Genomic DNA, 14,087 nt, shown 5'->3' with positions numbered 1-14,087 from the left:
TTACATAGCATTTATTGATCATTTAATCTTTGCTGCTTCTTCAATTCCTTTTGAACTTCTGTCAGTAACTGATCCGCAGTAGGCAGATATAATTGATAACGGGTCGCGAAAATGTTGCTGTTTTCCGGCAAAGAAAATTTGACGACAGTATCGTTTTTTTCCAGGCATAAAAGTATACCGACCGTAGGCGTTTCATGTGCCAGCTTTTCAACCCGGTCAAAATAATTTACATACATCTGTAGCTGCCCTATGTCCTGATGTGTAATTTTATGTGTCTTCAGTTCAACGATCACGAAACATTGAAGCAGCCTGTTGTAAAAAACCAGATCGATAAAAAAATCATCACCGTCCAGATGTATCCGTTTTTGACGCGCTACAAAAGAATATCCATTTCCGAGTTCAAGCATAAATTCCTGAAGATGCGTGATCAGCGCGGACTCGATGTCCCTTTCAAAGTAAGCTGCTTCCTGTTTGAGGCCCAGGAACTCTAAAACCATCGGGTCTTTGATGATCTCCTGTGGGGCTTCGGATTGCTTTTCATTTCGGGCTACCGAGAGGACTCTGTCTTGATCCATGCTTAATAGCAGACGTTCATACAACTGGCTATTGATCTGACGCTCCATTTGCCTTGATGTCCAGTTGTTCTTAACTGTTTCACCTATGTAGAAATCTCTTTTTTCCGCTGTTTCCATACTTAAAAGGGAGCGGTAATGCGTCCATGTCAATTGTGTACGCAGTGCGTTCACAATTGGAAAGCTCCTGTAAAATTGCCTGAAGTGATTAAGGTTCCTCGCAGAGAACGCCGTCCCGAATTGAGGCATGAGTTTTTCGGAAAGGTATGGGATCAGGCGTTCGCCATAAATGGCGCGTTCCTGACCATCTTGCTCTTCTTCGAAGATACGTCGGCCAATGTACCAGTACATCCTGACACGTTCAAAATCTACAGAGCGAACTGCCGATTCTCTCGCCGTACTTATTATCGATTGTATATCACCGATGATCGATTTCGATGCTTCCATATAATATTTTGTATTTTTAAGTTGTTGGTAGACAGGCATCAATTTTTATGAGCCAATTTTTGATCGAAGGGCGCTCATGTCCCTGCTTAGTTTCAGATTTAGCACTTTAGCATACTCCTGTGTGGTTTTGATACTCGCATGGCCCAGCATAACAGACACGCTTTCTATAGGCACATCGTTGGCCAGCGTTATCGTAGTAGCAAAAGTATGTCGTGCGATATGAAAGGTCAGGGTCTGCTTGATCTTACAGAGTTCAGCGATCTCCTTCAGGTAGTCGTTGACCTTTTGATTGGAGGGTACCGGGAAGAGCAGCCCAGTATTGGCGCACTTCGGATGATACTCATATTTTCGTATGAGCTCAATTGCTTGCGGTAAAAGCGGGACCCGGGTTGGGATATCGGTTTTTTGGCGATTGGTCATGATCCATATTTCGCCGTCGTAGCGGTTAGTCAGGTGCTCACGGTGCAGATTCTTAATGTCAATGTACGCCAGGCCTGTGTAGCAGCTGAACAGGAAAATATCCCTGATCTGTTCAAGTCGTGCAGACGAAAAGTTCTTTTCGGCAATACGTTTCAGGTCGTCTTGTTCCAGGCATATCCGGTTAACCCGTTTCGTTTTGCCTTTGTATTTCAGGAATGGGTTGCGGTCAATCCAGCCGTTATCCAGGCAGATGGTGATGATCTTTTTAAAGTTCCTCATGTACTTAACGGCCGAATTATTGCCGCAGTTGCGCTCTGATCTTAGCCAGAAATCATAATCCGTAATGAATTGGTGATCTACTTTTTTGACAGGAATATCTGAAAGATTAAAACGCCACTTGAGAAAGCGCTGTGTATGGCTCAACGATATTTTATACCGGCTTAGTGTACCTTTTGAATTTTCTTTGCCGACGAGCTTACCGAATTTCTCGTTGTGATTTTCAAAGATTTCGATGAGCATTTTTGGGTTCTCTTCTTTGCCCAGGAAACGACATTTCAAACTCTCTGAGGTAATGTCATCTCCCGCTTTGATCATTGCTGAATGCGCGTCATCGATCTTCGCGCGTAGGGTGTCGAGGTAATTATTGAGCGATTTTACGGTTTCTTTCGTTCCCTTCATTCGCCCTGCTGATGGTATCCACTGCGAAGGTTCGCATTCACGGCCGGTGGTGATTTCTGTGCGCTTACTGTCAATCGTAATACGCATGTAGATAGGCATAGGACCTGTCTGATAGCTCTTTGGTCTCTTCAAATAAAAGAGCACACTGAAAATTGTCTTCATAATGACTCACTAAATGGTTAAACAAATATCGGTTTGCGGCCATTTTCTGACAAGATGTTCATTTTTTGAACGGGCTGTCAATCAGTGTTTTAAACCCTTTCTGGTGAGTTAATCAATTGATTAACTTTACTCACCGAATTACTCACCAGAATCATACGAAACGGCGTATAAAACAGCTTGTCGGTTTAAAGCAAAAAACCTGTTTTCGTGCGAAAAACAGGCTTTCAGTCATTTTTGGTTTGAAAATCAGCGGAGAGGGAGGGATTCGAACCCTCGATACCCTTTTGGAGTATACACACTTTCCAGGCGTGCTCTTTCGACCACTCAGACACCTCTCCGTGTAAATAGTGGAGTGCAAAGGTAAAATATTTGCCCTTACAATCAATAAAAAAGCGAAGCCTGTTTAAACCGGGCTCCGCTTTCACAAAAACTAAACTCTACTTACAAAAATTGCACTCGCATCTGTATGACTATTATTACATGCTTTGGTTTAATTTGAGTAAAAAATAGTAGGCTGCAATGCAGATACATAATTTTAGCTTATGTTTGCTTCGCACTGTCACAAGGCGGTGGTTAACATAAAATACTGTTTTGGTTGCAATGCTGAGCATCAACGACATTAAAAAACCTATTGCTGCTGATATTGATGCGTTTGAGGAGAAATTCAGGAACTCGATGAAGAGTTCTGTTCCGCTGCTTGACCGCATTACACATTATATTGTAAAGCGTAAAGGCAAGCAAATCCGCCCTATGTTCGTGTTCTTTTCGGCCAGCATTTGCGGGGGCATCAATGAGGCTACGCATCGCGGGGCGGCACTGGTTGAACTATTACATACGGCATCACTTGTGCATGATGATGTGGTTGATAATTCCTATCAGCGTCGTGGCTTTTTCTCTATCAATGCTTTATGGAAAAACAAGATCGCCGTTTTGGTAGGCGATTACCTGCTTTCAAAAGGTTTGCTGCTTTCTATCGATAATAACGATTTTCAGTTGTTGCGCATAGTATCTGACGCGGTTAAGCAAATGAGTGAGGGCGAACTGATGCAGATTGAAAAGGTGCGCCGCATGGATATTGGCGAACCGGTTTATTACGATGTGATCAGGCAGAAAACTGCTTCACTTATTGCTTCATGTTGTGCTTGTGGAGCTGCATCTGCCGGTGCAAGTGATGAGGTTATCGAAAAAATGCGCCTCTTTGGCGAAAAGATCGGCATCGCATTCCAGATCAAGGATGATATGTTTGATTTTGGTACCGATGATGTGGGAAAACCATTAGGTATCGATATCAAAGAGAAAAAAGTTACCCTGCCGCTTATTTATGCGCTGGCTAATTGCAGCAGCTCAGAAAAGAAACGGGTTATTAACCTGGTAAAAAACCATAATGAAGACCCTAAAAAGATAGCTGAGATCATCAAATTTGTAAAAGATACCGGCGGCCTACAGTATGCCGAAACGCAGATGAAACGTTTCCAGGATGAGGCTTTCGAGATCCTGAACACCTTCCCGGATAGTGATTCGCACCGTGGGTTGGAGCAACTGGTGAGGTTTACTACCGAGCGAAATAAGTAATTCGATTTATTGCTGCGGGTAATTACTGGCTTTTTAAAAATAGGCTGCCTATCTTTATCATAACCGGTTTTTACAATTATGACAGCTACCATCCCTACACTGTTTGAATGGGCGGGCGGGACGCCTGCTTTTGAACAGCTTTTCAACAAGTTTTATGATAAGGTTTTGGCCGATGAGCTGCTGGAACCTATATTTAAACATATGTCGCCGCAGCATCGGATGCATGTGGCTCATTTTGTAAGCGAAGTATTTGGCGGCCCCAAAACCTATAGCGAAACCGAGGGCAATCACTACGCCATGATCAGTAAGCATTTGCAAAAGCATTTAACCGAAGCACACCGCAAACGCTGGATTGAACTGTTGCTGCAAACTGCCGATGAACTTTCCCTGCCCGATGACCCTGAGTTTCGTTCGGCTTTTATGGCTTACCTGGAATGGGGTACACGGATAGCAGTCTTGAACTCGCAAACAGATACCACGACAGAAAGCTCCGATACGCCCATGCCTGTATGGGGGTGGGGCGTGCCGGGAGGCCCTTACAATCCCTGAAAAGATAAACACGGGTAAGTAAAATGGTTATTGCTGCTAACAGGTTGTATCATATTTACCCGCTTTCCGGCGTTTATGTTCGGGTAAACTTATTAACTTCGTAAATGCAGTCCTTACAATCCCTCTTCCCCAAAATAAGCTTCTTCTCCATCCTTGATGTGCTGCTGGTGGCATTAATCATCTACCAGTTGTATAATCTGATCAGGGGCACCATTGCGGCTAATATCTTTATTGGCTTCGCGGTGATCTTTGCTCTCAATTTTGTGGTGAAGGCTTTGGATATGAAGCTGCTTACCATTATATTGGGCAAGTTTGTTGATGTGGGGATCATCGCTATTATTGTTGTATTTCAGCAGGAGGTGAGGCGGTTTTTATTATTGGTAGGCAAGAATGCTTCACTACAGCGTAATAAAGCCTGGTGGCAGTATTTCTTCGGAAAATCAGAAGTGGAGAAAAATAACTATGCCCGAATCAAGCCTATAATAGATGCCTGCAAAAGCCTGAAGCAAACCCGTACCGGTGCGCTTATTGTTTTTGCCAAGTATTATGACGAGCAGTTTTACCAAAACAGCTGCGAGGTGGTGGAGGCTAAAATTTCAAAACGTTTATTGGAAAGTATTTTTCAGAAAACCAGTCCACTGCATGACGGGGCGGTGGTAATTTCGGAGAACAAGATTAAATCAGCAAGCTGTATTTTGCCGCTTACCGAAAAGACCGATCTACCGGCACAATTCGGTCTGCGCCACAGGGCAGGTATCGGCGTAACGGAAGCTAATGAGGCCACGGCTATTATTGTATCCGAAGAAACCGGTGAGATATCTTATGCTAAACAGGGACGTGTTAAAATGAATATCAGCTTCGCAGAGTTGGAAAAGGTTTTGAATAAGGATTTTTAAGTATTTACAAAGGTACGTAACTGGTGCAAGTCTTGTGTGTTCGAATGTGCAGGGGCTGATTTGTGGCGCCGCAATTAATGTATCCTCAATGAACTATATATGAAACCTGTAAGGTCTTATTGTTTAAGGATCTGGTTTACCTCCATCTTAATTGCTCCTGTTATTATATTGGTAGCGCAGTTGCCGTCGGGCGTTGAGATCAACTTTTTTTCTGCTCCCCTTTGGTCGATGTTGCAGCTAATATCATATATGTTTTATATGATATTCTTTGGATTATTGCTATTGGTGCCTGTGTTTATATTGTTTTATTTAATAACAAGCGTGCTTAGCAAGCTTATCTTGAATAGAAATTTGGTCAAGATAACGTTATCTGTAATTAGTATTGCACTTTTTGTACTCTTATTTTTCTTATTGTTCCACCCAATGTCGCTTTTAAACAAAAGGAGCTTTATTCCTTACTTGGCGTATCCTCTTCTTATTTTGTCTGGAATATGGTTTTATAAGTTGAATGCGGACAAAAGCATTATCACGGAGTAACTTTTTCCTTTTTTATTCCAACGCTATCCGGATTAACTACGTCTATTCTTTTAATCAGCATATGATATTTCATCCCTGGTTCGCCAGTTTTAACAACAGGCATATTGTCGCGTGGATAAGTTTTAACAACCGGCATCCGGCTGTATACGGTTACATTGTCTACAAGCTCGCTCGTATTCAGCAATGTGCTATTATTTAAAAGTCCGTTTTGAGGGAGCACCGGGATTAGCTTTGATAGATTGCTATCAGCTTTTAATGGCTTCAGGTTAAAAAATTTATCGACAGGGCTATTGTTGTTTGGTGCCTTATTGAGGCTTTGTGCTTTAAGCTGGCCTGCACAGGCTATAATTGCAATAAAGATTAAGGTTTTTTTCATGGCGATAATATTTTATACTAATATACCTATCATTCAATAATATTTAAATGTTAAATAATGTTATTAAATGTTAAATGCTTTTGAATTGGCGCCAAATACCCAAGCCGTAAAATGATAGTTTTTATTACTTTTGTGGAAAATTTAAAAACCGATGAGCGAACTCATTAAAAAACAAGTGAACGATGCAAAGGCCCTAATGGATAAGGCCATTGACCATGCAGATAGCGAATTAAATAAAATACGTGCAGGTAAGGCAAGCCCTTCATTACTTGACGATATCAGGGTTGATTACTATGGCACCCCAACACCATTAAGCCAGATAGGCAGTGTTAACACCCCTGATGCCCGTACTATTGTTGTTCAGCCATGGGAAAAATCATTGTTAAACCCTATTGAAAAGGCCATCAAAGAAGCCAACTTAGGTGTTAACCCACAAAACGACGGTATCATTATCCGTATCAATGTACCACCACTTACCGAAGAGCGTCGTCGTGATTTGGTTAAGAAAGCTAAATCAGAAGCTGAAACCGGTAAGGTAGCTGTTCGCAACATCCGTAAAGATGCTAACGAAAAGATCAAAAAATTAAAATCAGAAGGTGTTTCTGAAGACGAAATAAAAACAGGCGAAGCTGAAGTTCAAAAACTTACTGATGCATACATCGCTAAAGTCGACCAGCTTTCAGAAGCTAAAGAGAAAGATATCATGACGGTTTAATATTAACCTTGTGTCAAATTAAAAGGGAATGAGCTACTTAGCCATTCCCTTTTTTTATGTTTGCCACTGAAACATGAATGTATTAATCTCTTACTTAAAAAAACACCGCTGGATTGTAGTATTTGCACTATTCCTGGCGGCCATGAATATAGGTTTTTCACTGTTAGATCCATGGATAACCGGCCGTATTGTTGACCGTGTTATTGAGCAGCGCACATCTCTTCACTATGACGAGTATCTAAACAAAGTATTATTACTTGTGGGAGCGGCTATCGGCGTTGCGATGGTATCGCGGATAGCAAAAAACTTCCAGGATTATTTTACCAATATCATTACCCAAAAGGTAGGTGCCGAAATGTATGCCGATGGCTTAAAGCACTCGCTTGAATTGCCTTACCAGGTATTTGAAGACCAGCGCAGCGGTGAAACTTTGGGTATATTACAAAAGGTACGGCTGGATTGCGAAAAGTTTATCACCTCTTTTATCAGCATACTGTTTGTTTCGCTCATCGGGATGGTGTTTGTAATTGTTTACTCTATCAATGTGAGTTATAAGGTAACGCTGGTTTATTTTGCAGCAATACCTATCATAGCTTTTGTGAGCATGGCCATGAGCCGGAGGATCAAAAAAATCCAAAAGACAATCGTGGCCGAAACAACCGCCCTTGCCGGTTCAACTACCGAGTCGTTAAGAAATATCGAATTGGTAAAAAGCCTGGGTTTGGCAAAGCAGGAAATAGCAAGGTTAAACAATACCACCTATAAGATCCTCGACCTCGAACTGAAAAAAGTGAAGTACGTGCGCAGTATGAGTTTTGTACAAGGTACCACGGTAAACTTTGTGCGGAGTGTAATGGTGGTGGTTCTGCTGATGCTCATTTTTAAAGATACTATCACTGCTGGTGAATATTTCAGCTTTTTATTTTACTCGTTCTTTTTATTTAATCCCTTACAGGAGTTAGGTAATGTGATCCTTTCATGGCGTGAGGCTGAAGTTTCGCTTGGTAACTTCAACAGGATATTGAATATTCCTATAGATAAAAAACCGGAGAAACCGGTACTGCTTGAAAAGGTGAACACTTTGACCTTTAATGATGTTAGTTTTAAACACCTGACAGCAAACCGTAATGCACTTAACCATATCAGCTTTGAAACCAATTCGGGTGAAACGATAGCGTTTGTTGGTCCATCCGGTTCGGGTAAAACTACGCTGGTGAAATTATTGGTAGGTTTATATCAGCCCTTGCAGGGAGATATTTTATATAACGGCACGGTAAGTAAAGAAATCGATCTTGATCAGCTTCGCGAAAAAATTGGTTTTGTAACCCAGGATACGCAGTTGTTTTCGGGTACCATTCGCGAAAACCTGCAATTTGTTCGCCCTGGCGCTACCGATGAGGAATGCATGGATGTGTTACAGCGTGCAGCTTGCCAAACCCTGTTGGCCCGTGCCGACAAAGGTTTAAGCACTGTAATTGGCGAAGGCGGCGTAAAAGTATCGGGCGGCGAAAAACAACGCCTTTCTATAGCCCGTGCTTTATTACGCCGGCCGGATATTTTGGTATTTGACGAAGCTACATCGTCGCTTGATTCTATCACCGAGGAAGAGATTACAGAAACCATCCGTAACGTATCGGAAAAAGAAAATCATATTACCATTCTGATTGCCCACCGCTTATCAACCATTATGCACGCCGATAGTATTTATGTACTGGAAAAGGGCCGTATTATTGAAGGCGGTAAACACGCCGACCTGATTGCCCAAAAAGGATTATATTACGCTATGTGGAGGCAGCAGATAGGGGAGAAGGATACAGCGGATGCACTGGATTAAGATATTATTCTAACAAGAAAGGCGATGCTGCAAGCATCGCCTTTCTTGTTTCCTTCCGTCATTGCGAGGAACGAAGCAATCCCCGATGAGCAGAGCCGCTCTGTATAGTTCGCGATTGCTTCGTTCCTCGCAATGACGGGGGGGAATATTTTTTATACCTCCGGCGGCACAAGCGTTACCGTAGTAGTTGCTACTTTGGTATTTGCCATGTACTCAAATAGGCTTACTGCATTTTGTATCGCGGCTTCATGCTCCGCTTCGGGTAGCGCGTTCAACACATCCAAAAACTGTTTCCATTTTAAACCAAGCTGATCACCATAAACCTGGTAATAGTGGTAATTTAGGTTGTAAGGCAGTAGGTGCCCGTTGGTTTTAAGGCGTTTCACGATCACATTGCCGCCAAGTGTTGCCCCTTCCAATACATACATTGCACCGAGGATTGCCGCATCACTGTCAAGGTCGATAAAATCGGGAGTATTTTGTGGAGAACCGCCTGTTGCTGAGTTGATCCCCTCCAAATCGCGGATAAGTGCCGGTAATTTTATCCTGCTCTCTATATCCAGTTTTTGACGCAGATCGTCGCTAAGAGCGGAAAACAAAAAATCTTCTACAGCGAAGTGGGTAACGTAGTTGACGTTTAATAGGGTTAAGTACTGCTCAAAAGTAAGCGAGCCATCCATAATCTGGCCTACAAACATTTTTTGTTCAAGCTGATCATGCAGATGTGCTGTAGCTTGTTTTATTTTTTCATGAAGCATAGGTGTGCGTTTTTACGCCGCTAAAATACCGTCAATACACTTGTAAAGTTCGTCAAGTGCAAAGGGTTTTGCGAGGTAAGATGTAGCGTTTAGATTTTCAGCCAGTTGAATAATATTTTCGTGGCCTGAAAATAATACAAAAGGTATAGTTCTGTGGTCATCAACCTCATGAATCTCTTTAATGATCTCCCGGGCCTGCCGCTGACCAATATAGTTATCAAGCAGGATCAAATCGGGGGCGAAGCGTTCAATTTGGGCTACAACCTCGTAACCGTCACGTTTAACTTCAACCTCGTACTTATCGCACAAGGCGATGCCCATAATGTCGGCGATATCCCCATCATCCTCGATGACTAATATTTTTTTCAGTGGTTTAATTGACATTCAGATTTTTAGTGAACCAAAAATTATAAAGTGATTCAACGCAATTTACCAGGTTTAAATAGCCTGCAGGCTTGGTTAAATAGGCATTAGCGCCAAATTCAAGTGATGCTTTAACATCTTTCGGATTATCCGACGTTGAAAAGAATACCACGGGAGTATACTTCAAAAAAGGAATTTCACGAATTCGTTTTACCAGGTCGAGGCCCGAAAGTCCCGGTAGGTTAAGATCAAGCAGTATAAGCTTCGGTTTTACCCTTGCTTCGGTAAGCTGTTTTAACTGCTCAAGCGCATCTTTCCCGTTATCAATAATCTTAACGGTAAGTCCGTCTTTCACTTCGCGTACGGCATGCTGCATTATGAATGCAAAATCCTCGTCATCTTCAACATAAAATATATCGGGCGAACTCACAATTAACTAATTTTAAAAGATATATAAAAAACTGTGCCAAATCCTAACTTACTCTCAAACCAAATGCGAGCCTTGTGTTTTTCAACAATGCGCTTTACTATGGCAAGACCAACGCCGGTACCTTCAAACTCAAGCGCGTTATCCATGCGTTTAAATAGTTCAAACACACGGTTATAATAATTAACATCAATACCAACACCGTTGTCAGATACCGAATAAACAATTTCATTGTTTCTGACTATCCCCTCAATCTTTACTTTTGATGGTGTTGATTTTGAAGAATATTTCACCGCGTTATTGATCAGGTTGGTGAAAACCTGGGTTATCATTACACTGTCGCCCTCAATACCTGGGGTATCGCCAATGGTAAATTCAATATTTTCGGGATTTAGGGCCGATAGTACTTCCCTTTTAATTTCATTGAGTAACAAGCCCATGTCAATTGGCGCTGCCTCAATTTCAGTGCGCCCCACGCGCGAGTAATGCAGAATCTCTTTAATGAGCATGTGCATTTTATCGGTTCCCTTGATGATCCTGTCGAGCATTTTTTTGGCACTATCATCCAGGCTTTTATTGCTTGCCAACAACAACTCTGAGTAGTTTTTTATGGATGAAAGTGGGGTACGCAAATCATGCGAAATGGTATAACTAAAAGTATCCAGCTCGTCATAAGCCAGTTGCAAACGTTCGTTCAGGATCCTGATTTCGTTGGCTTTGCGGTTGATAGCGTAAATGATATCTTCCCGCACCTTCAAAACTGCGGTGATTTCATCATGTTTCCACTTTTCGGATGTGTTTTTAACAATTTGTGTCCAGCTTTCAAATGATTTACGGGGCGATAGCTGCAACAGGCCGTCGGCGGTTACTTCAACCGGCTTTTCTGGATTGCCTGCCCAGTTGATGGATTTTATTTGCTCCGGTTTAAACCAGATGATCATCTCGCCAAGCTCACGTGATAAGCTGCAGGCCAAAATGCCGCTGGCGGCATCAGCATATTGTTGTGCTGCCGGAAATATGCCGGGAAAACGGTGGGTACTATAAACAGTATCAACCATGTTTACCTTGAGCCACTCAACTATATCAGTAATTTGCTCATCAGTTGGTGTTTGGCCGATGGTTGTTATTTCACCATCATATATTAAAGCTACCCCCGTGGCGGTAGTAACATCCTTCAGTGTAACTTTATTGCGGGTTAATGCAAAAGTAAAATCGGTATCCTTTTTTATGTAATCGGCTATAGCATTGGCTGCTTCGCCCAACTCATGAAGTTTGGCCGAATCTTCTTCGTCCTGGCGATATTCCAATGCCGATGAAAGGATCTGGCCAATCAGCTTAGATGCATCGCGCGATTTATAATGTATAAACCGGGGCGAATAATTATGACAGGCGATAAGTCCCCAAAGCTCTCCATGTGCAATAAGTGAGATACTAAAGCTCGACCCAACGCCCATGTTTTTTAGATACTGGATGTGGATAGGCGACACTGCCCTCAATACCGAATGGGTAAGATCGAGTGGCGCCGCGCCCTCTTCATATGTAATGATAGCCGAGCTTTCAGAATTTACATCGGCTATAATGCGGGTAAGGTTGATCTTATAAAGCTCGCGGGCTTGTTTAGGAATATCCGATGCCGGGTAATGCAGACCTAAAAACGGCTCCAGGTCATCGTTCTTCACTTCGGCAGTTACCTCGCCATGGCCATCTTCGTTAAATTTATAGATCATCACCCTGTCATAGTTAATGATCTTTTTTATCTCGAAAGCCGCATTTTGCAACAGTATAGATAAATTTTTGCCGCTCAGGATCTCGGCCACCGAACGACCGATGGTTTTCTGAATATCGTAACCAAGATCTGATTTGGTTGGCTCAAATTCCAGTACAAGGTCATTAACCGAATGGCTGATGATGAGGTTGTAATTAGTACCCTTTACATCAATAGCCAATGGGTTAATGGTGTCTGAACTTTTTGAGCCTTTTGCCAGGTTTAGTAGTTGCTGTAAGGATGCGGTATCGCTTGCTATGGCTAATTGCTCTTCAAGCTCGATAATGTTTTTCCCCAACAGCCCTACTGCGTTAACACCGGTATAGCTTTCAATATTTTGGCTGATATAGGAGATGTCGTACGACTTGCTGTTTACAGCGATCAAAAAACCGTGCGATTGGATCTTTCCGGGAATGTGGATGGGTTCTCTGTCGCAATTGGTCAGGTCTACCTGGTAACTCATAGTGTGTTTTATAGGATGAATGACCGCGTAAAATACAAAAAATACACTTCTATGAAATATATTTTTAAAATAGGTAAGTTGTAAAGGTTTCTTTAAACTTAGTAAACTATCACTCAGCTTATGGTCGGTGTTATCACCATAGGTGTTCGGAAGAAATAAAAAAAAGCTGGGGATTGTGCGATTCCCTCCCTTGGGAGGGCGTAGGGAGGGGTTTCACCGATAGGATTACCCGTTTGAAATGGCGCATAAACCCCTCCCTGCCACTACACAACTCTGCCGCACCCCTCCCCAAGGAGGGAATTAAAAATCTTCCGAACACCTGTGGTGTTGCCACTAACAACTTCCTATCTATATTAACAGGTGTTCAACTTTTTAAAGTGTGAACACTTGCGGTTTTTCCCAAAACAAACCTAACTGATAATCAGTAATTTAATTTTATAGCTTATTGCCCATTCAAACAAAATGAACACATATCTGCTGATAATCAGTTGCTTATATTTTGCAATTTTAAAAGCTGAACACCCGTTTTTAAAAAACTGAACACCTAAATTTCGATTCAAAAAACATGTTGTTGGTGACAACACCAACAACGGCGGGGAAGCAGGATGCTTCCATAATTTTAGAACGAAGTTACGCTATCACTAAACTTCGACCAGTAAAGCGGGATTAAAAAAGTGTCATCGCAAGGAACAAAGCAATTCCAGACTTGCAGAGTGGCTATGCAAGTGCCCCTGTACAGTTCGCGATTGCTTCGTTCCTCGCAATGACGGATCGGTGGATAAAGCTGCTTAGTTTAAATATTCTTATTTTCAATCATCCTGAAAAACTCGTCTCGATAGGTATCGCCTACGGGGATGATCTTGTCGCCTATCTGGATGCGGCTCCTTTCAATGCTGTCTATTTTATTGAGGGCAACAATGTATGATTTATGTACCCGAACAAAATGTTTCTCGGGGAGGGCATCTTCCATCTTCTTCATGCCCTGCAGGGTAATGATGCGTTCGGCGGAGGTGAAAATGCTGATGTAATCTTTCAAGCCCTCAATAAACATGATATCGTGCAGGTAAACCTTCTGGATTTTATGCTCGGTTTTTACAAAGATAAAATCAGTCGAAAAATCGTCCTGTTGCACGGGTTCGGCCTGTACAACTACCTGCTGTGGTTTGGCTGCCACCGGCTGGATAATACTTTGAGCTTTTTGAACAGATTTAAAGAAACGGTCAAACGCGATGGGCTTTAACAGGTAATCAACCACATCAAGTTCATAACCTTCAAGCGCGTATTGCGGGTAGGCCGTGGTTAAAATAACTTTAGCCTTGCCGTTGGCAATTTTCAAAAATTGGATGCCGGTTAGCTCTGGCATCTGCACATCTAAAAATACCAGGTCGGCTTCGGCCGCCTGAACCATGGTGAGCGCCTCGATAGGGTTGGTTGTAGCTTTAACCAATTGCAAAAAAGGCATCTTGGAGATATAGTCTTCCAAAATATGCAGCGCCAAAGGCTCATCGTCAACTACCAAACATCTGATCATAGCGTAAAAATAATGTAATAAT

13 protein-coding genes and 1 tRNA gene are annotated in these 14,087 nt (G+C 42.3%); 5 read left to right on the top strand and 9 right to left on the bottom strand.

Annotated elements, in window-relative coordinates:
• Window positions 1-11: 11 nt before the first annotated feature.
• From BMX50_RS31625 to BMX50_RS31615, 3 genes are all read right to left on the bottom strand, one after another.
• Complete coding sequence (locus tag BMX50_RS31625) at window positions 12-1,019, bottom strand: PDDEXK nuclease domain-containing protein (protein ID WP_091221309.1); 1,008 nt, start codon at window positions 1,017-1,019, stop codon at window positions 12-14.
• A gap of 45 nt (window positions 1,020-1,064) precedes the next feature.
• Complete coding sequence (locus tag BMX50_RS31620; protein ID WP_091220953.1) at window positions 1,065-2,279, bottom strand: site-specific integrase; 1,215 nt, start codon at window positions 2,277-2,279, stop codon at window positions 1,065-1,067.
• 250 nt (window positions 2,280-2,529) lie between these two features.
• Window positions 2,530-2,617 (bottom strand) — tRNA-Ser (locus BMX50_RS31615).
• Between the two features lie 262 nt (window positions 2,618-2,879).
• Between BMX50_RS31615 and BMX50_RS31610 the strand changes: the two genes are divergently transcribed.
• The 3 genes from BMX50_RS31610 to cdaA all read left to right on the top strand — a co-directional run bounded on the left by BMX50_RS31610 (window position 2,880) and on the right by cdaA (window position 5,296).
• Entirely contained in the window at window positions 2,880-3,851 is a 972-nt protein-coding gene (locus tag BMX50_RS31610) for a polyprenyl synthetase family protein (RefSeq protein WP_091220950.1), read from the top strand.
• A gap of 78 nt (window positions 3,852-3,929) precedes the next feature.
• Window positions 3,930-4,400, top strand: a complete 471-nt coding sequence (locus BMX50_RS31605; protein WP_091220946.1) for a group II truncated hemoglobin — start codon at window positions 3,930-3,932, stop codon at window positions 4,398-4,400.
• A 104-nt stretch (window positions 4,401-4,504) separates the two neighbouring features.
• Window positions 4,505-5,296: a diadenylate cyclase CdaA gene (gene cdaA, locus BMX50_RS31600; RefSeq protein ID WP_091220942.1), complete on the top strand. Its 792-nt coding sequence runs from the start codon at window positions 4,505-4,507 to the stop codon at window positions 5,294-5,296.
• 526 nt (window positions 5,297-5,822) lie between these two features.
• Here the strand turns inward: cdaA and BMX50_RS31590 are convergent.
• Entirely contained in the window at window positions 5,823-6,209 is a 387-nt protein-coding gene (locus BMX50_RS31590) for a hypothetical protein (RefSeq protein ID WP_091220934.1), read from the bottom strand.
• A gap of 151 nt (window positions 6,210-6,360) precedes the next feature.
• Between BMX50_RS31590 and frr the strand changes: the two genes are divergently transcribed.
• Both frr and BMX50_RS31580 read left to right on the top strand, forming a co-directional pair.
• Window positions 6,361-6,924 (top strand): ribosome recycling factor, encoded by a 564-nt coding sequence (gene frr, locus BMX50_RS31585; RefSeq protein ID WP_091220929.1) that lies wholly within the window; start codon window positions 6,361-6,363, stop codon window positions 6,922-6,924.
• A 73-nt stretch (window positions 6,925-6,997) separates the two neighbouring features.
• Window positions 6,998-8,758, top strand: a complete 1,761-nt coding sequence (locus BMX50_RS31580; RefSeq protein WP_091220924.1) for an ABC transporter ATP-binding protein — start codon at window positions 6,998-7,000, stop codon at window positions 8,756-8,758.
• 152 nt (window positions 8,759-8,910) lie between these two features.
• Here the strand turns inward: BMX50_RS31580 and BMX50_RS31575 are convergent, their stop codons facing one another.
• The 5 genes from BMX50_RS31575 to BMX50_RS31555 all read right to left on the bottom strand — a co-directional run bounded on the left by BMX50_RS31575 (window position 8,911) and on the right by BMX50_RS31555 (window position 14,065).
• Window positions 8,911-9,516 (bottom strand): biliverdin-producing heme oxygenase, encoded by a 606-nt coding sequence (locus BMX50_RS31575; protein WP_091220919.1) that lies wholly within the window; start codon window positions 9,514-9,516, stop codon window positions 8,911-8,913.
• A 12-nt stretch (window positions 9,517-9,528) separates the two neighbouring features.
• A complete protein-coding gene (locus BMX50_RS31570; protein WP_091220915.1) occupies window positions 9,529-9,900 on the bottom strand; it encodes a response regulator in 372 nt (123 codons plus the stop codon).
• Window positions 9,890-10,309: a response regulator gene (locus BMX50_RS31565; protein ID WP_091220910.1), complete on the bottom strand. Its 420-nt coding sequence runs from the start codon at window positions 10,307-10,309 to the stop codon at window positions 9,890-9,892. The genes BMX50_RS31570 and BMX50_RS31565 overlap by 11 nt, the downstream gene beginning before the upstream one ends.
• 2 nt (window positions 10,310-10,311) lie before the next feature.
• Window positions 10,312-12,534 carry an ATP-binding protein gene (locus BMX50_RS31560; RefSeq protein WP_091220906.1) on the bottom strand — a complete coding sequence of 741 codons (2,223 nt, stop codon included), beginning with the start codon at window positions 12,532-12,534 and terminating at the stop codon, window positions 10,312-10,314.
• 793 nt (window positions 12,535-13,327) lie between these two features.
• Window positions 13,328-14,065 carry a LytR/AlgR family response regulator transcription factor gene (locus tag BMX50_RS31555; protein ID WP_091220902.1) on the bottom strand — a complete coding sequence of 246 codons (738 nt, stop codon included), beginning with the start codon at window positions 14,063-14,065 and terminating at the stop codon, window positions 13,328-13,330.
• Window positions 14,066-14,087: the final 22 nt, after the last annotated feature.

Source organism: Mucilaginibacter gossypiicola (assembly GCF_900110105.1).
GTDB lineage: Bacteria > Bacteroidota > Bacteroidia > Sphingobacteriales > Sphingobacteriaceae > Mucilaginibacter > Mucilaginibacter gossypiicola.
This window is presented reverse-complemented; position numbering and strand designations above follow the sequence as displayed.

Excerpts from the sequence above, each read along its gene's own strand:
- BMX50_RS31590 (WP_091220934.1), bottom strand. The coding sequence starts at position 6,209 with ATGAAAAAAACCTTAATCTTTATTGCAATTATAGCCTGTGCAGGCCAG.
- cdaA (WP_091220942.1), top strand. The coding sequence starts at position 4,505 with ATGCAGTCCTTACAATCCCTCTTCCCCAAAATAAGCTTCTTCTCCATC.
- BMX50_RS31580 (WP_091220924.1), top strand. The coding sequence starts at position 6,998 with ATGAATGTATTAATCTCTTACTTAAAAAAACACCGCTGGATTGTAGTA.
- BMX50_RS31605 (WP_091220946.1), top strand. The coding sequence starts at position 3,930 with ATGACAGCTACCATCCCTACACTGTTTGAATGGGCGGGCGGGACGCCT.
- frr (WP_091220929.1), top strand. The coding sequence starts at position 6,361 with ATGAGCGAACTCATTAAAAAACAAGTGAACGATGCAAAGGCCCTAATG.
- BMX50_RS31560 (WP_091220906.1), bottom strand. The coding sequence starts at position 12,534 with ATGAGTTACCAGGTAGACCTGACCAATTGCGACAGAGAACCCATCCAC.
- BMX50_RS31575 (WP_091220919.1), bottom strand. The coding sequence starts at position 9,516 with ATGCTTCATGAAAAAATAAAACAAGCTACAGCACATCTGCATGATCAG.
- BMX50_RS31610 (WP_091220950.1), top strand. The coding sequence starts at position 2,880 with ATGCTGAGCATCAACGACATTAAAAAACCTATTGCTGCTGATATTGAT.
- BMX50_RS31620 (WP_091220953.1), bottom strand. The coding sequence starts at position 2,279 with ATGAAGACAATTTTCAGTGTGCTCTTTTATTTGAAGAGACCAAAGAGC.
- BMX50_RS31625 (WP_091221309.1), bottom strand. The coding sequence starts at position 1,019 with ATGGAAGCATCGAAATCGATCATCGGTGATATACAATCGATAATAAGT.
- BMX50_RS31555 (WP_091220902.1), bottom strand. The coding sequence starts at position 14,065 with ATGATCAGATGTTTGGTAGTTGACGATGAGCCTTTGGCGCTGCATATT.
- BMX50_RS31570 (WP_091220915.1), bottom strand. The coding sequence starts at position 9,900 with ATGTCAATTAAACCACTGAAAAAAATATTAGTCATCGAGGATGATGGG.